The organism is Streptomyces sp. GQFP (assembly GCF_021545335.1).
Taxonomy (GTDB): domain Bacteria; phylum Actinomycetota; class Actinomycetes; order Streptomycetales; family Streptomycetaceae; genus Streptomyces.
In genome coordinates this window covers 4,065,125-4,086,830 of the sequence record NZ_CP089312.1, presented here as the reverse complement: position 1 = coordinate 4,086,830, position 21,706 = coordinate 4,065,125, and the positions used below count along the sequence as shown (strand labels likewise).

Sequence of the window (21,706 nt, the reverse complement as noted above, 5' to 3'; positions counted from 1 at the left end):
TCGCAGACTTCCCCATGCCCCGCGATTCCGCCTGTCCCTTCGATCCGCCCCCGGCTCTGCGGCAGCGGGATGCCGAGGAACCGGTGTCCAAAGTGCGGCTGTGGGACGGGAGTACGCACTGGCTTGTCACCCGGTACGAGGATCAGCGGGCCCTCTACGGTGATCAGCGGCTCAGTGTGGATACGACCCGGGCCGGGTTTCCGTATCTCAATGAGGCGTTTCGGGAAGTTGCGGCCAAGACGCCGCCCTCCTTTCTCAACATGGATGATCCCGATCATGCTCGTATCCGGCGCATGGTGACCGCCCCGTTCGCCATCAAGCGGATCGAGGCGTTGCGGCCCGCCATTCAGCGGATGACGGATGAGCTCATCGACAAGATGCTCGCCGGGCCCAAGCCCGTCGACTTTGTTGAGGCGTTGGCGCTTCCTTTGCCCTCGCTCGTCATCTGTGAGCTGCTCGGGGTTCCTTATGAGGACCATGACTTCTTCCAGAGCAACAGCAAGGTCGGGCTGCGTCGGGACGTGACCCCGGAGGCCGTGCGGGCCGCCAGTGGGGCCCTCTTCCAGTATCTGGACCGGCAGTTGGACCGGAAGATCGCCGAACCCGGCGACGACATGCTCTCCGAGCTGGGCGCGCGGTTCCAGGCGGGTGATCTCACCCGCCAAGAGGCCGTCATGCTGGGGCAGTTGCTGCTCGGTGCCGGGCATGAGACCAGCGCCAACATGATTGCGCTGGGGGTTCTGGCCTTTCTGGAGCATCCTGACCAGCTCGCCATCGTGCGCGACACGGACGATCCGAAGGTTCTCGCCAGTGCCGCGGACGAGATGCTGCGCTACCTCACGGTGGTCCACAACGGCCAACGGCGCCTGGCGCTGGAGGATTTGGAGGTCGGTGGGCAGGTTGTGCGGGCCGGGGAGGGGGGGCATCATCCCTGGCGCCACCGGGAATTGGGACGCCGGTCTCTTTCCCGAACCCGAGAAGCTGGACGTCAGCCGTGACGCACGCCGGCACATGGCCTTCGGGTTCGGGATTCATCAGTGTCTGGGGCAGCCGCTTGCCCGGCTCGAACTCCAGGTGGTCTACGGCACGTTGTTCCGCCGCGTTCCCGAACTGCGGCTGGCTGCCGAGCTGGAGAAGATTCCGTTCAAGGACGACGGCATCGTGTACGGGGTGTATGAGCTGCCCGTCACCTGGTAACGGTAGAACGGTAACCGGCAGCTCCCGCAGGGGAGTTACTTCGCGTGCTTCACCGCGTAGATCATCACGAACGCCACCAGGTGGATGCCGAAGAGGAAGTACGCGAGGTAGTACCAGACGTACCGTTCGCGTTTCTTCTCCAGGGCCAGGAGCTGTTGTTCCTGCTCCCGGTCCCGGTCCTGCTCCCGGTCCCGGTCCTGCTCCCGGTCGCGGTCGCGGGCGCTCGTGTCCTCCGCCTTTTCGGTCTCGTCGTCCGTCATCACACGTCCCGGTGGACCTTCGTGTTGGACGCCTGCGCGCGGGGGCGCAGGACCAGCAGGTCGACGTTGACGTGGCTCGGGCGGGTCACCGTCCAGGTGATCGTGTCGGCTACGTCGTCCGCCGTGAGGGGCTCGGCCACGCCCTCGTAGACCTTCGCCGCCTTCTCGGGGTCGCCGGAGAAACGGGTCAGCGCGAACTCGTCCGTCCTCACCATGCCCGGCGCGATCTCGATCACCCGGACCGGGGTGCCGACGATCTCCAGTCGCAGGGTCTCCGCCAGGACATGGGCGCCGTGCTTCGCGGCCACGTAGCCTCCGCCGCCCTCGTACGTGCCGTGGCCCGCCGTGGAGGAGACGACCACGATCGTGCCGTCGCCGCTCGCTGTCAGGGCGGGGAGGAGGGCCTGGGTGAGGTTGAGGGTGCCGATGACGTTCGTCTCGTACATCTGGCGCCAGTCGGCCGGGTCGCCGGTGGCCACCGGGTCGGCGCCGAGTGCGCCGCCCGCGTTGTTGATCAGGACGCCGATCGTCTTGAAGGCGGACGAGAATTCGTCCACCGCCTCGCGGTCGGTGACGTCCAGGGGGTACGCCGTCGCCTGGCCGCCGGTCGCGTTGATCTCCTCGGCCAGCGCCTCGATCCGGTCCTTGCGGCGGGCCGTCAGGACGACCCGGTAGCCGGCCGCGGCGAGCCGGCGGGCCGTCGCGGCACCGATTCCGCTGCTCGCGCCGGTGACCACGGCGATGCGGGAGGCGGCGGACGGGGCGGCGGCGGTTGCCATGGGACTGCTCCTCAAGGTGCCTGGGGTGAGATCGGGGTGCGGGTTCGCGCTGCCCAGGATAGGCAGGCGCGGCCGGCCGGTGGCGGGGTGTCCGGAGGGTGGGCTCCTGTGCGGGGCTGCCGGGGCCCGGCAGTGGTGGGAAAATGAGGTGGGTGATCCGCGGCAGTGGAGGTGGATCATGGGAGAAGCACGTGACGTCATGGACCGGCTCACGGAGGCGCTCACCACGACGCCCGACCTCAAGTCCGTCGCCGAGCTGTACGCGTCCGACGCGGTCGCCGTCACGCCCGACGGCGGGGAGATCCATGGGCGCGACAACATCGTCGAGTACTGGCGGCAGATGACCGACGCGATGCCCGAGGCGACGTACGAGCCCGTGCACTCGTACGAGATCGGTGACACGGCCGTCGACGAGGGCTACTTCACCGGGCGGAACACCGGGCCGATCCAGCTGCCCTCCGGCGAGCATCTGCCGGCGACGCAGAAGGAGGTCCGGGTCCGGGGGATCGACATCGCGACGGTCCGGGACGGTCACATCGTCGACTACCGGCTCTACTTCGACCAGATGGAGTTCCTGGGGCAGCTCGGGCTGTTGCCGCCCGACCCGCTCGGCTGAGGAGGTCCCGGTTCAGTTCCCTCGCGGGGCGTACATGATCACGGCCATGCCCGCGAGGCAGATCAGGGCGCCCGTCACGTCCCAGCGGTCGGGGCGGTAGCCGTCCGCCGCCATGCCCCAGGCCAGTGAACCGGCGACGAAGACACCGCCGTACGCGGCCAGGATGCGGCCGAACTCCGCGTCGGGCTGGAGGGTGGCGACGAACCCGTACGCGCCCAGGGCCAGCACGCCCGCGCCGATCCACACCCAGCCGCGGTGCTCCCGTACGCCCTGCCAGACGAGCCAGGCGCCGCCGATCTCGAACAGGGCGGCGACGACGAACAGGGCTACGGAGCGCAGGACGGACATGCGGGCAGCCTCGCATGTCCGTTCGCCAGGCATATCGGTTCACCCGTCACTCCGTTCACCCGTCACTCCGTTCACCCGTCACTCCGTTCACCGTCACCTGTTGGAGGGCGCCTGCGGGGCGCGTCAGGTGGGATACATCGCTTCGACGACGGTGACGGTCTTCTGGGCGAGGAGTGGGTTGGGTATGGGTATGCGGGTTTGGGTGCGTGGGCTGGTGGCCGGTGCGATGGCGGTCGGTGTGGTCGGGGCGGGGGGCTTCGCCGGGGCCGACAGTGGTGGGCCCGAGGCCGATCTCGCCTATCACGGGTCCGTCTCGCTGGATCGCGGGCGGATCGATCTGCGGGTGACGCCGCGCAATCACGGGCCGTCCGCCGTCGCCGACGCGACCGTGCGGCTGACCTGGTCGGCCCCGCTGGCCGCCCGGCAGCAGCTGCCGGACGGGTGTGCGCGGCTCGGGGCGCGGGTGGTGGTGTGCCGTACGGGGGCGTTGGCCGCCGACGGTGTGGGCGAGCAGCTCGGGCTCAGGATGCGGCTGCGGGGTATGCCCGCCGAGGTGACGCTGGAGATCGGTACGGTCTGGAGCGGCGGTGTCGTGGACCGCAACCGCGGCAACGACCAGCAGCGTGTGCTCGTCCTGGACACCGGGGACGCGTACTACTTCTGACGTCCCCTACCTCCCCCACCTCCCCTACGGGTTCCGGCTCGCGCGCGGCGTCACCGTCACCTCCGGGATGGTGCCGCCGCAGCGCAGTACGGCGTCCAGGGCGCGCAGGAACTCGGACACGTCGAGCAGGTCGCCGCGGAGATAGCCGCGTTGCCGCCAGACCGGGACGACCTCTGCGGCGTACGTCATGTCCCAGCCGTTGTTGAACTCGGTACGGGAGTCTCCCTCGCCGCCGCCGCAGTCCCTGACCGCGAACCGGGTGAAGCCGATCTCCGGGTGTTCGACGCGGTACGCCTCCACCAACACGACTCTCATCGCGGGCGCGGTCATGGAAGAACCTCATTCTCGCGAAGTGGAAATCTCCCTCCGTCGAGTTCTAGCGCGGGGTGGAATGCATGCGGAATACCTCGGGAAGGGGCGCGGTTGTCGCACGCGGACGCTATAGTTGAAGAGTAAACAACCTGGAGGGTGAGCGACCATGCAGTTCGGGATCTTCAGCGTCGGCGATGTCACACCGGATCCGACCACGGGACGTACGCCGACCGAACGCGAGCGCATCAAGGCCATGGTCGCCATCGCGCTGAAGGCCGAGGAGGTCGGCCTTGATGTGTTCGCCACCGGTGAGCACCACAACCCGCCGTTCGTGCCCTCGTCCCCGACGACGATGCTCGGGTACATCGCGGCGCAGACCGAGAAGCTGATCCTCTCCACCTCCACCACCCTCATCACCACCAACGACCCGGTGAAGATCGCGGAGGACTTCGCGATGCTCCAGCACCTGGCCGACGGGCGCGTGGACCTGATGATGGGGCGCGGCAACACCGGCCCGGTGTATCCGTGGTTCGGGCAGGACATCCGGCAGGGCATCAACCTCGCCGTCGAGAACTACGCCCTGCTGCGCCGGCTGTGGCGCGAGGACGTCGTGAACTGGGAGGGGAAGTTCCGTACGCCGTTGCAGGGGTTCACCTCCGCCCCGCGGCCCCTGGACGACGTACCGCCGTTCGTCTGGCACGGATCGATCCGCTCGCCCGAGATCGCCGAGCAGGCGGCCTACTACGGCGACGGCTTCTTCCACAACAACATCTTCTGGCCGGCCGACCACACCAGGCGGATGGTCGAGCTGTACCGCTCCCGGTACGCCCACTACGGGCACGGGACGGCTGAGCAGGCCATCGTGGGGCTTGGCGGGCACGTGTTCATGCGGAAGAACTCGCAGGACGCGGTACGGGAGTTCCGGCCGTACTTCGACGTCGCGCCGGTGTACGGGAACGGGCCGTCCCTGGAGGACTTCACCGACCAGACCCCGCTGACCGTCGGGTCCCCGCAGCAGGTGATCGAGAAGACGCTGGCGTTCCGGGAGTACGCCGGTGACTACCAGCGCCAGCTGTTTCTGATCGACCATGCGGGGTTGCCGCTCAAGGTGGTGCTTGAGCAGCTTGATCTGTTGGGTGAGGAGGTTGTGCCGGTGTTGCGGGAGGAGTTCGCGAAGGGGCGGGGTGTGGGGGTGCCGGATGCGCCTACGCACGCGTCTTTGCTGGCCGCCGCGCAGAAGGAGGGGGCTGGGGTGTGAACCTCGGTTTCGTGTCGGGTGGGGGAGCGCCGTAGCGGGGTGGGCTGTGTGGGCGGGTGCGGGTGCGTTGTGGCTGGTCGCGCAGTTCCCCGCGCCCCTGGGTGGGTGTCCCTAGGCCTGTTGTCTCAGAGGCCGCCCAACCGATCCACCCGCCTGACCGATTCACCCGGCCAACCGATCCACTCACCCACAGGACTCGCTCCCGAACAGTGAGAGGCGAGTAAGAGGGCGCCTTGGCACACTGGGCGGGTGTCCCAAACTGTGCTGCTCGCTGAGGACGACCGTGCCATTCGTCATGCCCTGGAGCGGGCGCTGACCCTGGAGGGCTACCGGGTCACCGCGGTCGCCGACGGGGTCGAGGCGCTCGCGCAGGCGCATCGCACCCCGCCGGACGTGCTCGTCCTGGACGTGATGATGCCCGGCATCGACGGGCTCCAGGTGTGCCGGGTGCTGCGCGCCGAGGGGGACCGTACGCCGATCCTGATGCTCACCGCGCTCGTGGAGACCGCCGACCGGATCGCGGGCCTGGACGCGGGCGCCGACGACTACGTCGTCAAGCCGTTCGACGTCGAGGAGGTCTTCGCCCGCCTGCGGGCGCTGTTGCGGCGCACCGGCACCGGGGAGCGCCCGGCCAAGGGCGCCGCCTCCGTCGGCGTACGCGCCTCGCACGTGACGAAGGAACCCGCTGTTCCCGAGCGGCAGCTCGCCGCCGCCGGGCTGCGGATGGATCTCCAGGCGCGGCGGGTGTGGCGCGGGGCGCGGGAGCTGGAGCTGACCCGGACCGAGTTCGAGCTGCTGGAACTGCTCGTGCGCAACGCCGGGATCGTGCTCGACCACTCCACGATCTACGACCGTATCTGGGGCTACGACTTCGGTCCTGGGTCCAAGAACCTCGCCGTGTACGTCGGTTATCTGCGCCGCAAGCTCGACGAGCCGGGCGCGTCGCAGCTGATCCACACGGTGCGAGGCGTGGGTTACGTCCTCCGGGAGGACTGAGTGACCTTGCGGAGGGCGGGACTGGCCTCGCTCCGGACCACCTTCGCCGTGTCGTTCGCCGCGGTCGCGGCCGGGGTGACGGTCCTTGTCGGGTTCCTGTCGTACGACGCCGCCGCGCGGCTGGTCCGGGTGGACCAGCAGTCCGCCTTCGCCGAGGTCGTGCAGGACCTCCAGGACGAGGTGCGGCACAACACGATGACGCCGCAGGACTTCTCGTCGTCCGAGCCGGGGCACGACATCGTCCGGCCCAGCCGTACCGATGTGCAGGTGCTCGGGGCGGCGGGTGAGGTGGTCGACAAGGGCAGTCCGGGACTGCCCGTCACCGCCGAGGACCGGCGGATCGCCGGCTCCCCGGTGGCGGGGCTCGCCGTGCAGCACAAGGACGTCGAGGTCGGCCAGGACGTCTACCGCATCGCGACCGTCGCGCTCGGCGACGGGCGGGGTGCTGTGCAGGTCGCGCAGGAGTTCAGCGATACGGAGGATCTGCTCCGCGAGCTTCAGCAGCGGACGGTCCTGCTGGTCGTCGCGGTCGTCGTCGCGGCCGGGCTGTTCGGGTGGTGGCTGGCCCGGCGGATCACGCGCCGGCTGCGCATCCTCGCGTCCGCCGCCGAGGATGTCGCCCGCACGCGTCGGCTCGGCATTCAGGTGCCGGTCACCGGGTCCGACGAGGTGGGGCGCCTGGGCCGGTCCTTCGACCGCATGCTGGGGCGGCTCGCGCAGTCGGAGGAGGACCAGCGGCGGTTGGTCCAGGACGCGGGGCACGAGCTGCGTACGCCGCTCACCTCCCTCCGTACGAACATCTCGCTGCTGCGCCGCATCGACGAACTGCCGCCCGCGACCCGGGAGGAACTGGTCGCCGACCTCGCCCTCGAAGCGCGTGAACTCACCGATCTGGTCAACGAGTTGGTGGATCTGGCGGCGGGGCAGTCGGACACCGAGCCCAAGCAGCGGCTGGATATCGCCGATATCGCGGATGAAGTGGCTGTGGTGGCACGGCGGCGGACTGGGCGGGAGGTCGTCGTACGGGCGGTCGGCGACACGTCCGCCGACGCGCGGCCGGCGGCGCTTCAGCGGGCGATCTCCAACCTTGTCGAGAACGCGGCCAAGTTCGACCGGGGTGGGACGGTTCCGATCGAGATCGCGGTCACTGGGGCGGAGCGGGGGCGGCAGGGGGTGATTCGGGTGGAGGTGCTGGATCGGGGGCCGGGGGTTGCGGAGGGGGATCTGTTGCGGTTGTTCGATCGGTTTTATCGGGCTGCTGATGCTCGTAGCTTGCCTGGGTCGGGGCTGGGGTTGTCGATCGTGCGGGAGGTGGCTATCGCGCATGGTGGGGCGCCGTTTGCCAATCGGCGGGAGGGGGGTGGGGCGGTTATTGGGTTCACTGTGGGGGGTCGGGGGTGAGGGGGTGTGGTTTCGGTGGGTGGGCTGTGTGGGCGGGTGCGGGTGCGTTGTGGCTGGTCGAGCCCACGCGGCGGAGCCGCATATCGATACAGCCCCGCGCCTCTGGGTGGGTGGGGTGGGCCCTCGTCGAATAGATCGGCCAGGACGCTCCCCGAAAAGCGACCCGGCCGCCCCTCGGCCGGAAGTCCCCTCGGCCGGAAGTCCCCCCGGCCGAAAGGCCCGTCGGCTCGGTTGGTGGCGAGGGATGGGTGTGATGCGGGCAGAGGAATTGGCGCATCTTGTGTGGGCCGAGCAGCGGGGCGTTGGTGGGCGGCCTGGGGCCGGTGTGCGGGTCTTTCGGCTGGGGACTGCCGTTGCTGTGGCAAGTCCGGGGCTGTCTCGGCGGGATCGGATCGTGGTCGCCGGGGAAGTGGGCGATGTGGTTCCCCTCGTACGGGATGTGCTGGCCGAGTTGGGGCCCAGCTATCGGTCGTTCGGGGAAGCGCGGTTGATTGATGCCGTTGTGGCGGGGGTGCCGGGGCTTGTGTCGTTGGCGCCGTTTTTGTGGATGGAGACCTGCTCCCCGGTCGGCGGGCCCTGCCCCGGCCCTGATGTGCGGTGGCTGGACACCGCCGCCGAGCACGAGGCCCGCCCCCTCTTCGACCTCTCCTTTCCGCACTCGCACGCTCAGCCCGGGCGGGTCGGAGTGCGGCGCTGGGCCGGGGTTCGTGATGTGGACGGTGGTCTTCTCGCTGTGGCGGCCGATGCCTGGTCCGGGGTCGGGTGTGGGCTGTTGGGTGGGGTTGTGGTTCATCCCGGGGCGCGGGGGCGGGGCCTGGGGGCGGCCGTTTCGCGGTTCGTCGTCGAGGCGCTCGTACGGGATTACGGGCGCGCCGCGCTCGTGGTCGACGCGGACAACGTGCCCGCGATCGTCGCGTACGAGCGGATCGGGATGCGCGGGGTGTTGTTCGGGGCGGCGGCGGTGAGCCGGCCGACCTGAGCGTCGTCGGCCGGCTCGCTCGCGGTGTCAGCTCTTGCCGAGGAGCTTGGTCATCTCGGTGATCTCGGCGTTCTGGGTGCGGATGACGTCGTCGGCCATGGCGGTGGCGGGGCCGTACGCGCCCTTGGCCTTCTCGGTCGTGGCCATCTTCACTGCGCCCTTGTGGTGCTCGATCATCATGGCGAGGAACGCCTTGTCGAAGTCCTCGGCCGCCGAGCCGTGGTTCATCCCCGGCATCGCCTCCATGGACTCCATGGACTCCATTCCGGGCATCGACTCCGTTGACGTCGGGACGTCCTCGCCCCATGTCTTCAGCCACCCGGACATGGTCTTGATCTCCGCCGTCTGGGCCTTCTCGATGCTGGCCGCGAGGGACTTGACCTCGGCCGACGAGGCCTGGTCCGTCGCCTCCTCCGCCATCTCCAGGGCGCCCTTGTGGTGGGGGATCATGCCCTGCGCGAAGGTGACGTCCTGGGCGTTGTGGTCCTCGGTCTTGCCGGCGCTGTCGGCGGCGGCACCGCTGCTCTCGCTGCTGTTGCCGTCGTCGCTGCCGCAGGCGGTGAGCGTGACGGCGAGCGCGGCGGAGGCGGCCATGACGACGAGGGTCTTGCGGGTCTTGCGCATGCTGGAACTCCTGTGTGGGGAAGGGGATCGAGGTCGCGGGCACGCGTGAGGCGTGCGGTGCCCCTAGATCCGCAGGAGTTGGAGTTCGGCCAGGGACGGTGGCGCTCTGGCGCCCTCGGGTGACCGGGGGAGGGAACGGCCGACGCCGTGGGCCAGGGGCGGGGCGCCGGCCGGGTCGGGCGTCAGGGCGGGGAACCTATGCCCCGCCGGGATCGCACCGGACGCGCAGGTCGCGTCCGCGTGGTGGACGTGGCCGCCGGGAGAGGCGGAGCCGTGGCAGACGGTTTCGTCGGCGGGGCCCGCCTGTGCGCTCATCGGCTCGGCCTGGTGGTGGCCGCTGCCGTTTCCGTGATGGGCGCCGCTCGTTGTCCCGCCGCCCGGCGCGAGGCCGTGCATCGCTACGACGCCCGCCAGCAGCCCGAGCACGACGAACGCACGCGCCCACCAGGAGGGTGGGTGCGCGCGCCGTAGTCGTCGCGATCGCTGTGCGCGGGCTGTCACGCGGGCCATGCTAGCCCGGCGAGCACATAGGGATACGGGGTACCCGTATATCCGTACCCCCTTCTATTTCTATCCCTACCCTCTTCGGCCGTACGTCAGGAAGTACGGCCGAAGCAGCGCTCCAGCTCATCCAGGTCGTAGAACTTGCTGCCCTTCGACACCGGACGGCAGCCCGCCTTGAAGGCGGTCTCCTTCTCGTTGTAGAGCATGCGTACGAGCGTGGTGTCGCCCTTGCGGAACACGTCCCACTGGATGTTCGAGGCCATCGGCGCCACGGCCGCGCCCCGCCACGGGTTGCTCGCGTACGTGTACGGCTTGGCGGCGGTCACCCCCTGCGTACTGCCCGGCAGGCCCATCAGCGCGGCCAGCGGGATGATCTCCTCGGCGTGCGTGAAGCGCAGCTCGGCGCCGAGGGTGTTGGTGCCGCTCTCGGCTCCCTCGGCCTTCTTGAAGAAGTCGTCGAGCAAAACGTCCGCCATCTTGTACGTGATGTCGCTGTCGGCGAAGCCGGGACCCTTCTCGTAGAAGTCCTCCGCGTCGCTCAGGTACCCGAACCAGGCGGCGTCCTGCTGCGAGATGTACCGGTTCATCTGCCAGCCCTTGCCGTCGGGGCTCTCGTCGCTCATCGCCGGGGCGATGCCGTACAGGTTGTAGACCGCCTCGGCCGCGTCCACCGCGCTGCCGATCGACGAGAACTCGCCGTCGACGACGCGCTGCGTGAACGACCGCGTGAAGATCTTCCGCAGTACGTCCGAGGCGGCGCTGTGGGTCTTCGGCTGGTCGGTGATCGACTTCAGGGTGGCCGCGAGACGCGTGTCGTTCGCGATGTAGGCGCGGTAGGCGGCGCCGCCGTCGGCCTTGTGGAAGTAGAGCAGGTCCTTGTCGGTGCGGGCCGCGCCGATGAGCGGCTTCAGCGCCGGGTCGGTCGCCGCGAGGGTGTCCGCGAAGAGCTGTCCGCTGTCGACGGCGCGGCCCTGTCCGGAGCTGACGACGTCGATCTTCTCGCCGTTCGCGGCGATCGCGTCGAAGAGGCCCGGCAGCCGCTGCTCCATCCGTACGGCCGTGCCCGCGATCTCGCTCCTGCCGCGCCCGCTGAGGTTGCCGTAGCCGACCTTGGACATGGCGGCGAGCAGGGCCCGTACCTTCGGGCCGAACTCCTTGCCGCGCGCGGTGAGCTGGCCCTCGCTCTCGGCCTGGTCCCACAGCTTGAGGATCAGGTCGCCGTCGGAGCTGTCGGTCGCGGCGCGGGAGCCGTGCCGGGAGACGTTCTCCGTGAACACCGGGACGAAGCCCTTCGGGGGCTTCTGGTAGCTGCGGAGGTTCTGCTGGGGGGCGTACGAGCCCTTGGTGCCGTAGCTGTCGGCGGTGGTGGAGCGGTCCGCCGCGTGGGCGGGAAGCGTGGTGGCCAGTAGGACGCACAGGGGTGCGGCGAGGGCGACGGTGGTGCGTTTCATGCGCGCATCGTGGGTGCCGTGGGTGAACCCGGGGCGTATGGGGCGTGGCGGGCGCGGGGCGTAATGGGCATGTCCGGGGCAAATGACCACGGAGAGTTTTGGTTGATTGATTCACCTTGTGCTGGAGTTTTGGTGACTTCTATCATCTAAGTCTTGTCCGTGAGACCCCAGAGGCGCCCGATGCAGCAGCATGAGTACTCCCTCGACGAAGCCGTCCACCGGTGTCTCGTCGCCGGATTCGACGGCACCGCCGGCGTCCCGCACACCCTCAAGCGGCTCATCGACCGGGGCCTCGGCGGCGTCATCCTCTTCACCCGTAACGTGCGCGACGCGGACCAGCTCCGCCGGCTCACCGACGAGCTGCGCGCCCTGCGCCCCGATCTCCTCGTCGCCATCGACAACGAGGGCGGCGGCATCGGCCACCTGGTCGCCGCGGGCGCCCCCGAGGTCCCCGGCTCGTACGCCCTCGGCGTCGTCGACGACCCGGACCTCACCGCCCGCTGCGCCGACGCCCTCGCCGGTCACCTCGTCTCGGTCGGCATCACCGTCTCGTACGCCCCCGTGGCCGACCTCCAGCACCACCCCGACAACCCGATCGTCCGCACCCGCTCCTTCGGTGCAGATCCGGAACTCGCCGCCCGTCATCTGCGGGCCTGGATCACGGCCACCGAGGCACGCGGTGTCGCCTCCTGCGCCAAGCACTTCCCCGGCCACGGCGGCACGGTGACCGACAGCCACCACGAGATGGCGGTCGACCGGCGGTCGTACGACGAGATCCGCGCCGACGTCGAGCCGTTCCGGGCCGCCGTGGCCGCGGGCGTGCCGATGCTGATGAGCGCGCACGTCGTGTACCCGGCACTCGATCCGGAGCGGCCCGCGACCCTCAGCCGTCGCATCCTGAACGACCTGCTCCGCCACGACCTCGGTTTCGACGGCGTCCTGGTCAGCGACGCCCTGGAGATGAAGGCGATAGCCGACCGGTACGGCGAGGCGGCCGGCGCCCGGCTCGCCCTCGCCGCGGGCGCCGACCAGGTGATCGTGGCCGTACCGGACCTGGCGGTCACGCTGGCCTGCCGGGACGCCGTGATCGAGGCGCTGCGCGACGGGATGCTCCCGGAGGAGCGGGTACGGGAGGCCGCCGGGCGGGTGCGGAAGCTGGCGGAGCGGTATGCGGGGGCGGTGGCGGAGGGCGCCGGTGGGCCGTGGGACGCGGAGGCCGGGCTCGACGCGGCTCGGCGGGCCGTACGGGGTGCGGGAGCCGGTGGATTTCCCGGGCTGCCCGGCGCCTATGTCGTCGACCTGTTCCCGCCGCCGCATCCCGCGCTGAACTGGGGCGGCGAGGACCTGCTGAGCGAGGTGCGCGCGCTCGACCCCACGGCGCTGGGCGTCGCGCTGAACGAGGCGCCGGTGGACCAGGAGGCCCTGGTCGCGGGCGTGCTGCGGCGGGCGGCCGGATCGCCGCTGGTGGTCGCCACGTCGGATGCCGGGCTGTATCCCTGGCAGGCGGAGCTGCGGGCGGCGCTGGTGGCGGGGCGTGGGGACGCGGTGCGCGTCGACACGGGACTGCCGGAGGGCGGCGCCCTGTGTTCGTACGGGCGCGGGAAGGTCAATCTGCGGGCGCTGGCCGAGGTGCTGGTGGGAGGCGCCGCACTCTGAGGCAGCTTCCTCTGAGGCAGCTCCCTCGAGGCAGCTCCCTCTGAGACTGCTTGCTCTGAGGCTGCCCCCGTTCCTTTCGGTACCGGCGCCGGTACCGAAAGGAACGGGAACAGAGACGTGACCTCTCAGGGCGCGGTCAGTCGGAGCAGAGCGTCAGGTTGATGGTGGCGCCGATCGGCACGGCGGTCGGGCTGTGCGGGGAGACCCCGGTGATCGTGTTGGGCTTGCCGAGGTTGTGGCAGCGCGTCTCCTCGACGTGACGGGCCCCGCATCTGCTGCACGGGCGGGATGTGAGCTGGGTCATGCGGCCAGTGGGGGTTATGCAGTCGGCGGGACCGTCTCCTTGATGCCCCGAGCCGCCAAGTACCCCTCGTCCTCGGCCCGTTCAGCCAGCACCACCGCCGGGCGCACGCCCTCTGCCCGCAGTCGCATCCACGCCTCGAAGTACGCGCCGCCAGGACCCGAGATCGAACGGTTCCCCGGGGTGCAGTCCAGCACGAGGGCGGTCGTACGGGGTTCTGCCGGGCGGGGTTCGGTGCGCAGCTCGGCGACCGTCTCCGCGAGGGCCAGCGCGATGGGCTTGGGCTCGCCCGAGGAGTCGAACAGGCCGAGCGTGTACTCCAGTTCGGGGAAGTCCGCGAGGGAGCGGTCCACGTCGTGGGAGCACCACCAGGTGACTCCGTACAGGCCCGTGCACTCGGCGGCGTTGCGTACGGTCGCGCGGGCGAAGCCGGGGGCGTCGGCCGCCGGGATGTGCGGTTCGGGGGCGCCGGTCTCCTGGACCCAGACGGGCCGGGCGGGGTCGTCGGCGTACGCCTTGGCCAGCTCCACCCCGTACTCCGCGAGATGCTGGACCTGCGGGGAGCGGGGGCCGTAGCGGCCGGCGCAGTTGGCCGAGAACACCCAGGGGTGGACGGTCGTCAGGTCGCCCTTGCGGGCCGAGGCCTCCGGGGTGAAGGGGTGGTCGTCGCTGTACCAGGCGGCGTCGTACGCGGAGTGCGTGACCAGGCCCGCAGTGCCTGTTGGACCCGCCGGGCCCAGTCCGGTGCGCGCGGCGGCGAGCAGCGTGTCCAGGTAATGGTCGATGTCGCTGACCGTCACAGGGTTGTGTTCGACCAGGTTGTTCAGCTCGTTGCCGAGTTGGAGGCCGAGGAGGTTCGGGCGGCCGGCGAGGGCGCTGCCGAGCGTGCGGAGGAGGGTGGCCTGTGCCTCGATGGCGTCCGGGTCCGTGAAGACGTTGCGGTGGTGCCAGCTGCGGGTCCACTCCGGGTAGAAGTCGAAGCTGGAGAGGTGGCCCTGCACGCCGTCCACCATGACGTCGAGGCCCGCCTGGCCCGCCACGTCCACGAGCTGCGCCACCTGGTCGACTGCGGACGCGCGGATGAGCGTGCGGTTCGGCTGGAGCAGCGGCCAGAGCGGGAAGATCCGTACGTGGTCCAGGCCCAGCCCGGCGATCTGGTCGAGGTCCTCGCGGGCGCGGGCCGCGTCGAAGTCGTACCAGGAGTGGAACCAGCCCCTGCGCGGCGTGTAGTTGACGCCGAAGCGGGGAGCGGAACGGGGGGCGGGGGGAGTGCTCACGTGTCCTCCTCGGACGTGCGTGACTGCGCCGGGCCGCGAGTCGGGTCTTGTCCTCGGCGAATGTATGAACCACCATAGTGCGCGATGAGCAATGAATTGAACCAGGATTCGGGTCGGGATTCGCGTCGGGATTCCGGCCGGGCCGAGGGCGGTCCTTCCGTGCGCGGCGCCCTCGTCGTCGGCCTCGACGCCGGCGGCACCCGTACGCGCGCGGTGCTGGCGTCCGCCGCCGACGGGCGCCCCCTCGGCGAGGGCGTGGCCGGGCCGGGCAACGCCCTCACCGTGCCCGTGCCGCAACTCACCGAGCACCTCGTCGAGGCCCTCACCCTGGCGGTGCCGGTGTCGGCCCGGCCCCGGGTCGTCGCCGTCGCGGGCGGCTTCGCGGGCGCCGCGGGTACGGCCGACGAACCCGGCCGCGTCAACGCGCTCACCGCACTCACGGAGGCCCTGCGGCGGCTCGGGATCCCGGCCGGCGACGGAACCGGGGCTGGTGGTGGCATCCGGATCTGCAGCGACATCGAGGCCGCCTTCGCCGCCGCCCCGGACACCCCGGCGGACGGTCTGTCCCTCGTCGCCGGTACGGGCGCCGTCGCGATGCGCATCACCGCCCGCCACTGCGAGAAGACGGTCGGCGGCGACGGCTGGCTCCTCGGCGACGACGGCGGCGGCTTCTGGATCGGCCGGGAAGCGGTCCGGTCCGCGCTTCGGATGGCCGACCGCCGGGGCGGCGACACGGCTCTGGCGGCGCTGGTGGGGCGGGAGTTGGGGGTGCCGGAGGCGGTTCTGACGTACGGGAGTGAGGCCTTGCCGGATGAGGGTTACGAGGGTGGGGGTTACGAGGGTGAGGGTGGCGCCCGTCTGCCCTGGCCCCGGTCCGCCCGCGAGGCCTACCGGCGGCACGTCCTCCCCGCCGTCATGGGTGAACCGCCGGTCCGGCTGGCCCGGTTGGCCCCGCTGGTCGCCGAGGCGGCCCGGGCGGGGGACGCCCTCGCGCGGGCCATCCTCGACGCGGCGGCCGGTCATCTCGCCGACTGCGTACGGGCGTTGGAGCCGACGCCGGGCGAGGCGCTGGTCGCGACGGGCGGTCTGCTCGGCCCGGACGGCCCGCTGACCGAGCCCCTGGACCGGCACCTGTCCGCCCTCGGCCTGGTGGCCCACTGGGTCCCCGACGGCAGCCGGGGCGCGGTCGCCCTGGCCCGACTCGGCCAGGGCCCCACCCCGCACCCGGAGACGAGCCAGTGACCGCCGTGACCCCCCTCTACCGCGACCCCGCCGCCCAGGTCGACGCCCGTGTCGCCGACCTGCTGGCCCGGATGACCCTGAGCGAGAAGGTCGGCCAGCTCAACCAGCGGATGTACGGCTGGGACGCCTACCGCCGCACCCCCGAGGGCGAGTTCGAGCTGACGCGGGCCCTGTACGACGAGACCGACCGCTTCGAAGGCCTCGGCGCCCTGTACGGCCTCCTCCGCGCCGACGCCTGGTCCGGCGTCGACCACTCCACCGGCGCCGGAGCGGAGGACGGCCCGATCCTGGCCGACCTGGTCCAGCGCCACGTCCTCGAACGCAGCCGCCTGGGCATCCCCGCCCTGTTCGTCGAGGAGGTACCGCACGGCCTCATGGCCCTCGACGGCACGGTCCTCCCCGTCAACCTGGCGGTGGGCGCCACCTGGGACCCGGACCTGTACGAGCGGGCGGCAGCCCACGCCGCCGCCGAACTCCGCGCCCGGGGCGGCCACTTGGCCCTGGTCTCGGCGCTGGACATCGCCCGCGACCCCCGCTGGGGCCGTACGGAGGAGTGCTTCGGGGAGGACCCGTATCTCGCCGCCCGCCTGACGGAGGCGCTGGTGCGGGGCATGCAGGGTGAACCCGCCGGCGCGGCGGGGGAGTTCGCGCCGGACAAGGCCCCGGTCGTCCTCAAGCACTTCGCGGGGCAAGGCGCCACGGTCGGCGGGCGGAACTCCGCCGAGTCGGAGCTGGGCCCCCGGGAACTCCACGAGATCCACCTCCCCGCCGCCCGGGCGGGCGTAAGGGCGGGCGCCGCTGCGGTGATGGCCGCCTACAACGAGGTGGACGGCGTGCCGTGCTCGGCCAACGGCCCTTTGCTGAACGGGTTGTTGCGCGACCGCTGGGGCTTCGAGGGCCTGGTCATGGCGGACGGGCTGGCGGTGGACCGGCTCGCACGCATCACCGGGGACCGGGTCTCGGCGGGCGCCCTGGCCCTCAACTCCGGTGTCGATCTGAGTCTTTGGGACGAGGGCTTCACGCATCTGGAGGAGGCCGTGGAACGCGGCCTGGTGAAGGAGCCGGTGGTCGACGCGGCCGTGTCCCGGGTCCTGGCCCTGAAGTTCCGCCTGGGTCTTTTCGAGCGCCCGTATGCGGCAAGGGAGTTGGCTCCCCCTTCACCGGAGGCCGGCCGGTCGCTGAGCACAGCCCTGGCGCGCTCGGCCGTCACCCTCCTCCACAACAAGGCGGGCACGCTGCCCATCGACCCGGCGCGAGTCTCCCGCATCGCCGTCATCGGCCCGCACTCCGCCACCACGGCCCACCAGCTCGGCGACTACACGGCCCCCCAACGCCCCGGCACAGGAACCAGCGTCCTCGCCGCCCTCCGCCAACTGGCCATCCCGGGCACGGAGATACGCCACGCCCAGGGCTGCTCCCTCACCGGCGACGCCCTGTCCCGCATCCCCGAGGCGGTGGCGACGGCAGCCGCCTCCGACCTGGCCGTACTGGTCCTGGGCGGCAGCAGCGCCCGTACGCCGGACACGGAGTTCGACGCCAACGGCGCCGCCCGGACGATCGTCTCGGAGATGACCTGCGGCGAGGGCGTCGACCTGGCCGACCTGCGCCTGGGTCGAGCCCAGCACGCCCTGCTGGACGCGGTGACGGCGACGGGCACACCCACGGTCGTCGTCCTGATCCAGGGCCGCCCGCACGCGGTCCCGGAGGCGGCGGACCACGCGGCCGCCCTGCTGACGGCCTGGTATCCAGGCCCGTGGGGCGGCGAGGCGATCGCGGAAGTCCTCCTGGGCCACACGGCCCCGACCGGCCGCCTCCCCGTCTCGGTCCCGCGCTCGGCGGCCCAACTCCCCGTCTACTACAACCACAAGGACACGGAGTACGGGTCGTACGTGGACGAGGACTCCGAGCCGCTGTACTCCTTCGGCCACGGACTGACGTACACGACCTTCGAGTACGGCGTCCCGAACATCGCGGGGGATGGCGCCAGTTGTGCGGTCGAGGTGACCAACACCGGGGAACGGGCGGGGCGTTCGGTCGTCCAGCTGTACGTCCGGCGGCTGCGGACGAGCGTGTGGCCGCGCACTCTCGAACTCCGCGCCTTCGAGGCCGTGGACCTGGCCCCCGGGGAGAGCCGTACGGTCGTGTTCGCGCTCGGCGAGGACCAACTCGCGCAGGTCGGGGCCGACTTGGAGACGGCGGTGCTGGAGGGGAGCGTGGAGATCCGGGTGGCGGGGTCGGCGCGCGGGGCGCTGGACGCCGTACCAGTCGTCCTGGACAGCGAGGGCTGATCGTCATGTCACAGAGGGACGGTCTCCTGTAACAGAAACCGCCGGTTCATCCTGGCTGTGCAACAGGGTGGACGATCAGTGAACCGGCTTGTCCCGTACGGCATTTGACAGGTTGAGAACGACGGGGAAACAACGCCGAGAGGGCAACCTGACATGTCTTTCAGCCACACCAGCACCAGCACCAGCACTCGCACCAGCATCCGCGTCCGTACGCTCGCCGCTGCCGGTCTTCTGGCCGCCACCGCTCTCTTCCTCACCGCATGCAGCCCCGACAGCCCCAGCAAGACCCCCAGCGCCGCGTCCGGTTCGAGCACCGCGACCGACGCCGGTACCGGCGCCACCGGGGAGGCCACCACCGACCCCAGCGGCGACGCCGGTGCGGCCACTCCCGGCTCTTCCGGCACGTCCACCGAAGACTCCGCCGCCACTCCGGAGGCCAGCACCGGCACCATCGGTACGGACACCGGCACCGGTACGGGCGGCACGAAGGCCACCGTCGACAACCGGGTGGACGGTACGGTCTCCGGCACGCTGACCTACCTGGCGCCGGGCAAACTGGAGGTCGGCGGCCGTCCCTTCTACGTCGCCGTCGACACGGCGATCCAGGGCGGCGACATCTGTGGCGACCCCGAGAACCAGGTGGCGGAGAAGTGCACCGCCGACGAGCTGGACGCGGCGGCGAAGGGCGGCAACCTGACCGTCGAGGTGACGATCAAGAAGGGTGTGGCCGAGCGGGTCGCGCAGGCGTCGGTCTAGGAGCGGTGGGCGGCACGGCAGGGTACGTACACCTGCCCGCAGTTGAGTACTCGTACTCATGTCCGAAGGCGCCCTTCGGTCCACCGTGGAGAACACCGAACACCACCACCCACGGACCGAACGAACCGAAGGGACCCGAGATGGCGAACGCCTCCCGCCCGCGCCGACTGCCACGCCTGCGCCGGATTCTCGCGCTCGCCACGGACAACTGGCCCGCCCGTGGCTATCTGACCGTCTTCGCGGCCTCGGTCGCGGTCATGTTCCTCTTCCCGGACAGCGGAATCGCCTCGAGCCCAATGCTGCTCACGGCACCGCTCTCCCTCCTGAGCATCGCCCTCCCCTTCGGCCCCGGTACGCAGGGCAGCTCGGCGCTCGAGGTACTGGCCGTCGGCTACTGGGTCGTCTGGCTGCTGGTGTGCGCCCTGGTGAACGCCGCGGTGATCGGCGCCCTCGCGACGAGGACGGCGCCCGGTGCGGCGGGGCCCGGCCCGCGTTCGCTGCCGCTGTCGCGTCCGCAGGGGATTCGGGGCCTGCTGACGCCCGCGTTCGACAACTGGCTCGCACGTGGGTACCTCGCGGTGGTCGCGGCGGCGGTGGGGTCCTTCCTGTACGCCTCCTACCTGGGGCCGGACCCTGGGTTCGCCGCGATCTGGCCCGTCATCGTCACGGCACCGCTCGGCATCCTCGCCCTGCTCGGCTCGCTGGCGGTGACACCCGACTGGGACTCCTCGTACGCCTGGGTGAGCCCCCTGGTCTTCTCCATCGGCGCCACCCTGTCCGGCCTGGTCAACGCGGCACTGCTCGGCCACCTCGCCAAGATGCTGAGGACGCCCGAGCCGCGTCCGGCGGCGTGAGGATCCGGGCGGCGATGGCCCGTGCACACTCCAGGGACTCGGTGCGCGTCGTATCGACCTCGAAGTCATAGACCACGCCCTCGTGAACCGAGTCCGCCTGCGCAGCGGCCATTCCCGGAGCCCGGTCGCCCCGGGCGACCTCGCGACCCGCGGCGACCGCGCTCTCGCACCGGACGCCGACCCAAAGAACGTCAGGCTCCCTCAGGTTCCCGAGGGCCTTCCGCCACCGCTGCTGGGAAGCGGCTCCGCCGAGGAAGACATCGTCGATGACGACCCGGGCACCTGCCCGGACCATCGCGACAACCCCTTCCCGCCAAGCGGCCTCCAACGCGAGGAAGTCCGCCCCGACGCTCACCCCACCGTCCGCCGCGAACACGATCCCGCCGTCCGACTCCCGCATCCTCGCGGGCAGCGCATCGACGAACGAGTCACACCCGAACGCCAGCCACGGCTCCGGCAACACGGCTTGCAGACACCGTACGATCCCGGACTTCCCCGAGCTGGAACCACCATTGAGGATGATCATCTGGGTTGTCGCGGCGCCAAGATAGGGCGCTTGACGCATACGCCGGCCATCATGGACGAAAGCGCCGTGAACGCAGGCGAAGCCCACGCTCACCTCGCCGACTTCAACGCACTGGAAGACGCGGCCGACGAACTGCTCGCCGACCTGTTCATCGAGCGGGATGCGGGTCGGGATGCGGGCCGGGACGCGGGCGCGACGTGAAGTGCGCGTTCCGATTCACGGCGGTGGCGGTCGGCGACCGTCGGGACGGCGGTCGCATCATCCGACGAGCGGCTTCCGGGCCAGCAAGGTGGCGAACGTTCTGTTCGCCGTCGCTCCTTCGGTGCGCTCCTGCACCAGCTGTGCCGTGACCGCGAATCCCGCCCGTCGCAGCAGCTCGGCGATCCGCTCGGTCGGGATCAGGTGGGACTCGTAGGACACCGGATGGTCGCCGTACGCCTGCGTGGGGAACAGGTGCACCTGCTCGTCGACTGTCGCGTGACCGGCCAGCATCAGGAGGCCGCCTGGGGTGAGGGTGCGGTGGAACTCGGCGTACAGGGTGGGGAGTTGGGCCGGTGGGGTGTGGTGGGTGGAGTAGTAGGCGAGGACGCCGCCGAGTGCGTTGTCCCGGATCGGGAGGGCTGTCATCGAGCCCACGGTGAAGTCGAGGTCCGGATAGGCGTCGCGGGCCAGCTCGGTCATCTTCGGGGACAGGTCGATGCCGAATATGGGCACTCCCAGGGCTGCCAGGTGCGCGGTGACTCTGCCGGGTCCGCATCCCAGGTCCGCGACCGGGCCGAGGCCGGCCGTCCGTACGGACTCGGCGAACGCCGTCAGCATCGCGCGTGACAGTGGGTCCAACTCCGCCGGGGTCTTGACCAGTTGGACGTAGTCGGCGGCGACCGTGTCGTACGAGGTGCGGATCGCGGTGAGGTAGGTGGGGGAGGGGTTGTCGGTCATGCGGCGACTGTAGAGGGGGCGGGGTAGCTGCGGAGGGGAGTGTTCGCGTCGGTCCGGCTGTGCCACCTTGACCGTATGCCCGTAAAGATCGCGCCGCCGGTGAGCGCCCGAGAGCGGACCCAGCGCATGGTCGCCTTGCGGAGGGCGGCCAGTTCGTGTCCTCGTTCGGCGTCGATCATCTCCGCCTTGATGGCGTCGATGCGTTCGCGCTTCTCGGGGGTGATGTCAGCCGTCAGGTCGGCCATGGTGCCGAGGTTCATCTGGCCTGCCCTTCCTTCTTCTCCTGCTGAAGTGCCTCAAGGTAGGCCGTGTATTTGTCGTCCGCTTCCTTGATCGCCCGGGGACACCAGGCTGCCCACCGTCGCCCGGCCGCTTTGTTGCCCGCCACCAGGAAGATGGCTCGACGCTCGGGGTCGAACACGAACAGCAATGTTGCGGTAGCGGCTTCTTTCGATCGCACCGACTGTCGGGCGGCGCA

General features: G+C 70.7%; 25 protein-coding genes and 1 pseudogene. 13 read left to right on the top strand and 13 right to left on the bottom strand.

The genetic code is table 11. The features are described from left to right. Nucleotides 1-14: 14 nt before the first annotated feature. Nucleotides 15-1,197: pseudogene (locus LUX31_RS18100) on the top strand (cytochrome P450). Nucleotides 1,198-1,232: 35 nt separating this feature from the next. Here the strand turns inward: LUX31_RS18100 and LUX31_RS18095 are convergent. Both LUX31_RS18095 and LUX31_RS18090 read right to left on the bottom strand, forming a co-directional pair. Next, nucleotides 1,233-1,457: a hypothetical protein gene (locus LUX31_RS18095; RefSeq protein ID WP_235475816.1), complete on the bottom strand. Its 225-nt coding sequence runs from the start codon at nucleotides 1,455-1,457 to the stop codon at nucleotides 1,233-1,235. Further along, nucleotides 1,457-2,236 carry an SDR family NAD(P)-dependent oxidoreductase gene (locus LUX31_RS18090; protein WP_235475815.1) on the bottom strand — a complete coding sequence of 260 codons (780 nt, stop codon included), beginning with the start codon at nucleotides 2,234-2,236 and terminating at the stop codon, nucleotides 1,457-1,459. The genes LUX31_RS18095 and LUX31_RS18090 overlap by 1 nt, the downstream gene beginning before the upstream one ends. Nucleotides 2,237-2,414: 178 nt before the next feature. On the opposite strand from LUX31_RS18090, the gene LUX31_RS18085 reads away from it, so the two are divergent. Then, complete coding sequence (locus tag LUX31_RS18085; RefSeq protein ID WP_235475814.1) at nucleotides 2,415-2,852, top strand: ester cyclase; 438 nt, start codon at nucleotides 2,415-2,417, stop codon at nucleotides 2,850-2,852. A 12-nt stretch (nucleotides 2,853-2,864) separates the two neighbouring features. Here LUX31_RS18085 and LUX31_RS18080 read toward each other — a convergent pair whose 3' ends face one another. Then, entirely contained in the window at nucleotides 2,865-3,200 is a 336-nt protein-coding gene (locus LUX31_RS18080) for a YnfA family protein (RefSeq protein WP_235475813.1), read from the bottom strand. Nucleotides 3,201-3,390: 190 nt separating this feature from the next. On the opposite strand from LUX31_RS18080, the gene LUX31_RS18075 reads away from it, so the two are divergent. Continuing rightward, a complete protein-coding gene (locus tag LUX31_RS18075; protein ID WP_235479967.1) occupies nucleotides 3,391-3,864 on the top strand; it encodes a hypothetical protein in 474 nt (157 codons plus the stop codon). A 24-nt stretch (nucleotides 3,865-3,888) separates the two neighbouring features. Here LUX31_RS18075 and LUX31_RS18070 read toward each other — a convergent pair whose 3' ends face one another. Further along, a complete protein-coding gene (locus LUX31_RS18070) occupies nucleotides 3,889-4,194 on the bottom strand; it encodes a hypothetical protein (RefSeq protein WP_235475812.1) in 306 nt (101 codons plus the stop codon). A gap of 148 nt (nucleotides 4,195-4,342) precedes the next feature. On the opposite strand from LUX31_RS18070, the gene LUX31_RS18065 reads away from it, so the two are divergent. The 4 genes from LUX31_RS18065 to LUX31_RS18050 all read left to right on the top strand — a co-directional run bounded on the left by LUX31_RS18065 (nucleotide 4,343) and on the right by LUX31_RS18050 (nucleotide 8,810). After that, entirely contained in the window at nucleotides 4,343-5,434 is a 1,092-nt protein-coding gene (locus LUX31_RS18065; protein WP_235475811.1) for an LLM class flavin-dependent oxidoreductase, read from the top strand. A gap of 249 nt (nucleotides 5,435-5,683) precedes the next feature. Beyond that, a complete protein-coding gene (locus tag LUX31_RS18060) occupies nucleotides 5,684-6,430 on the top strand; it encodes a response regulator transcription factor (RefSeq protein ID WP_235475810.1) in 747 nt (248 codons plus the stop codon). Further along, nucleotides 6,431-7,831 carry a sensor histidine kinase gene (locus LUX31_RS18055; RefSeq protein ID WP_235475809.1) on the top strand — a complete coding sequence of 467 codons (1,401 nt, stop codon included), beginning with the start codon at nucleotides 6,431-6,433 and terminating at the stop codon, nucleotides 7,829-7,831. It abuts the gene before it with no gap. 394 nt (nucleotides 7,832-8,225) lie between these two features. Continuing rightward, a complete protein-coding gene (locus LUX31_RS18050) occupies nucleotides 8,226-8,810 on the top strand; it encodes a GNAT family N-acetyltransferase (protein ID WP_235475808.1) in 585 nt (194 codons plus the stop codon). A gap of 27 nt (nucleotides 8,811-8,837) precedes the next feature. Here LUX31_RS18050 and LUX31_RS18045 read toward each other — a convergent pair whose 3' ends face one another. The 3 genes from LUX31_RS18045 to LUX31_RS18035 all read right to left on the bottom strand — a co-directional run bounded on the left by LUX31_RS18045 (nucleotide 8,838) and on the right by LUX31_RS18035 (nucleotide 11,389). Continuing rightward, nucleotides 8,838-9,434, bottom strand: a complete 597-nt coding sequence (locus LUX31_RS18045) for a DUF305 domain-containing protein (protein WP_235475807.1) — start codon at nucleotides 9,432-9,434, stop codon at nucleotides 8,838-8,840. A 63-nt stretch (nucleotides 9,435-9,497) separates the two neighbouring features. Then, nucleotides 9,498-9,944, bottom strand: a complete 447-nt coding sequence (locus tag LUX31_RS18040; RefSeq protein WP_328285670.1) for a DUF6153 family protein — start codon at nucleotides 9,942-9,944, stop codon at nucleotides 9,498-9,500. 86 nt (nucleotides 9,945-10,030) lie between these two features. After that, nucleotides 10,031-11,389, bottom strand: coding sequence for a histidine-type phosphatase (locus tag LUX31_RS18035; protein WP_235475805.1), 1,359 nt, complete (start codon nucleotides 11,387-11,389; stop codon nucleotides 10,031-10,033). Between the two features lie 180 nt (nucleotides 11,390-11,569). Between LUX31_RS18035 and nagZ the strand changes: the two genes are divergently transcribed. After that, nucleotides 11,570-13,045: a beta-N-acetylhexosaminidase gene (gene nagZ, locus LUX31_RS18030; RefSeq protein ID WP_235475804.1), complete on the top strand. Its 1,476-nt coding sequence runs from the start codon at nucleotides 11,570-11,572 to the stop codon at nucleotides 13,043-13,045. Between the two features lie 136 nt (nucleotides 13,046-13,181). Here nagZ and LUX31_RS18025 read toward each other — a convergent pair whose 3' ends face one another. Both LUX31_RS18025 and LUX31_RS18020 read right to left on the bottom strand, forming a co-directional pair. Next, the gene (locus tag LUX31_RS18025) at nucleotides 13,182-13,349 is read right to left on the bottom strand and encodes a hypothetical protein (protein ID WP_235475803.1); all 168 of its coding nucleotides are present in this window, start codon (nucleotides 13,347-13,349) and stop codon (nucleotides 13,182-13,184) included. 14 nt (nucleotides 13,350-13,363) lie between these two features. Next, nucleotides 13,364-14,623, bottom strand: coding sequence for a glycoside hydrolase 5 family protein (locus LUX31_RS18020; protein ID WP_235475802.1), 1,260 nt, complete (start codon nucleotides 14,621-14,623; stop codon nucleotides 13,364-13,366). A gap of 84 nt (nucleotides 14,624-14,707) precedes the next feature. On the opposite strand from LUX31_RS18020, the gene LUX31_RS18015 reads away from it, so the two are divergent. The 4 genes from LUX31_RS18015 (at nucleotide 14,708) to LUX31_RS18000 (ending at nucleotide 19,763) form a co-directional block, all read left to right on the top strand. After that, a complete protein-coding gene (locus LUX31_RS18015) occupies nucleotides 14,708-15,865 on the top strand; it encodes an N-acetylglucosamine kinase (protein WP_235475801.1) in 1,158 nt (385 codons plus the stop codon). A gap of 71 nt (nucleotides 15,866-15,936) precedes the next feature. After that, nucleotides 15,937-18,153: a glycoside hydrolase family 3 N-terminal domain-containing protein gene (locus LUX31_RS18010; protein WP_235479966.1), complete on the top strand. Its 2,217-nt coding sequence runs from the start codon at nucleotides 15,937-15,939 to the stop codon at nucleotides 18,151-18,153. A gap of 153 nt (nucleotides 18,154-18,306) precedes the next feature. Beyond that, entirely contained in the window at nucleotides 18,307-18,909 is a 603-nt protein-coding gene (locus tag LUX31_RS18005; RefSeq protein ID WP_235475800.1) for a hypothetical protein, read from the top strand. Between the two features lie 140 nt (nucleotides 18,910-19,049). Continuing rightward, complete coding sequence (locus LUX31_RS18000; protein WP_235475799.1) at nucleotides 19,050-19,763, top strand: SCO4225 family membrane protein; 714 nt, start codon at nucleotides 19,050-19,052, stop codon at nucleotides 19,761-19,763. On the opposite strand, the gene cpt is transcribed toward LUX31_RS18000, so the two are convergent. Further along, complete coding sequence (gene cpt, locus LUX31_RS17995) at nucleotides 19,696-20,289, bottom strand: chloramphenicol phosphotransferase CPT (protein WP_235479965.1); 594 nt, start codon at nucleotides 20,287-20,289, stop codon at nucleotides 19,696-19,698. The two genes, LUX31_RS18000 and cpt, sit on opposite strands and share 68 nt — an antisense overlap. A 51-nt stretch (nucleotides 20,290-20,340) precedes the next feature. On the opposite strand from cpt, the gene LUX31_RS17990 reads away from it, so the two are divergent. Further along, nucleotides 20,341-20,490, top strand: coding sequence for a hypothetical protein (locus LUX31_RS17990; protein ID WP_235475798.1), 150 nt, complete (start codon nucleotides 20,341-20,343; stop codon nucleotides 20,488-20,490). 57 nt (nucleotides 20,491-20,547) lie between these two features. On the opposite strand, the gene LUX31_RS17985 is transcribed toward LUX31_RS17990, so the two are convergent. From LUX31_RS17985 to LUX31_RS17975, 3 genes are read right to left on the bottom strand one after another with little or no spacing between them, the layout of a single operon-like run. Further along, nucleotides 20,548-21,228, bottom strand: coding sequence for a class I SAM-dependent methyltransferase (locus LUX31_RS17985; RefSeq protein WP_235475797.1), 681 nt, complete (start codon nucleotides 21,226-21,228; stop codon nucleotides 20,548-20,550). Further along, nucleotides 21,225-21,488, bottom strand: coding sequence for a hypothetical protein (locus LUX31_RS17980; RefSeq protein ID WP_235475796.1), 264 nt, complete (start codon nucleotides 21,486-21,488; stop codon nucleotides 21,225-21,227). Before LUX31_RS17980 ends, LUX31_RS17985 begins: the two co-directional genes overlap by 4 nt. After that, nucleotides 21,485-21,649, bottom strand: a complete 165-nt coding sequence (locus LUX31_RS17975; RefSeq protein WP_235475795.1) for a hypothetical protein — start codon at nucleotides 21,647-21,649, stop codon at nucleotides 21,485-21,487. The genes LUX31_RS17980 and LUX31_RS17975 overlap by 4 nt, the downstream gene beginning before the upstream one ends. Nucleotides 21,650-21,706: the final 57 nt, after the last annotated feature.

Coding starts and splice junctions, on each gene's coding strand:
- LUX31_RS18010 (WP_235479966.1), top strand. CDS start 15,937: ATGACCCTGAGCGAGAAGGTCGGCCAGCTCAACCAGCGGATGTACGGC.
- LUX31_RS18040 (WP_328285670.1), bottom strand. CDS start 9,944: ATGGCCCGCGTGACAGCCCGCGCACAGCGATCGCGACGACTACGGCGC.
- LUX31_RS18045 (WP_235475807.1), bottom strand. CDS start 9,434: ATGCGCAAGACCCGCAAGACCCTCGTCGTCATGGCCGCCTCCGCCGCG.
- LUX31_RS18025 (WP_235475803.1), bottom strand. CDS start 13,349: ATGACCCAGCTCACATCCCGCCCGTGCAGCAGATGCGGGGCCCGTCAC.
- LUX31_RS17985 (WP_235475797.1), bottom strand. CDS start 21,228: ATGACCGACAACCCCTCCCCCACCTACCTCACCGCGATCCGCACCTCG.
- LUX31_RS18080 (WP_235475813.1), bottom strand. CDS start 3,200: ATGTCCGTCCTGCGCTCCGTAGCCCTGTTCGTCGTCGCCGCCCTGTTC.
- LUX31_RS18065 (WP_235475811.1), top strand. CDS start 4,343: ATGCAGTTCGGGATCTTCAGCGTCGGCGATGTCACACCGGATCCGACC.
- LUX31_RS18070 (WP_235475812.1), bottom strand. CDS start 4,194: ATGACCGCGCCCGCGATGAGAGTCGTGTTGGTGGAGGCGTACCGCGTC.
- nagZ (WP_235475804.1), top strand. CDS start 11,570: ATGCAGCAGCATGAGTACTCCCTCGACGAAGCCGTCCACCGGTGTCTC.
- LUX31_RS17990 (WP_235475798.1), top strand. CDS start 20,341: ATGGACGAAAGCGCCGTGAACGCAGGCGAAGCCCACGCTCACCTCGCC.
- LUX31_RS18075 (WP_235479967.1), top strand. CDS start 3,391: ATGCGGGTTTGGGTGCGTGGGCTGGTGGCCGGTGCGATGGCGGTCGGT.
- LUX31_RS17980 (WP_235475796.1), bottom strand. CDS start 21,488: ATGAACCTCGGCACCATGGCCGACCTGACGGCTGACATCACCCCCGAG.
- LUX31_RS18015 (WP_235475801.1), top strand. CDS start 14,708: ATGAGCAATGAATTGAACCAGGATTCGGGTCGGGATTCGCGTCGGGAT.
- LUX31_RS18095 (WP_235475816.1), bottom strand. CDS start 1,457: ATGACGGACGACGAGACCGAAAAGGCGGAGGACACGAGCGCCCGCGAC.
- LUX31_RS18090 (WP_235475815.1), bottom strand. CDS start 2,236: ATGGCAACCGCCGCCGCCCCGTCCGCCGCCTCCCGCATCGCCGTGGTC.
- LUX31_RS18035 (WP_235475805.1), bottom strand. CDS start 11,389: ATGAAACGCACCACCGTCGCCCTCGCCGCACCCCTGTGCGTCCTACTG.
- LUX31_RS18000 (WP_235475799.1), top strand. CDS start 19,050: ATGGCGAACGCCTCCCGCCCGCGCCGACTGCCACGCCTGCGCCGGATT.
- LUX31_RS18085 (WP_235475814.1), top strand. CDS start 2,415: ATGGGAGAAGCACGTGACGTCATGGACCGGCTCACGGAGGCGCTCACC.
- cpt (WP_235479965.1), bottom strand. CDS start 20,289: ATGATCATCCTCAATGGTGGTTCCAGCTCGGGGAAGTCCGGGATCGTA.
- LUX31_RS18005 (WP_235475800.1), top strand. CDS start 18,307: ATGTCTTTCAGCCACACCAGCACCAGCACCAGCACTCGCACCAGCATC.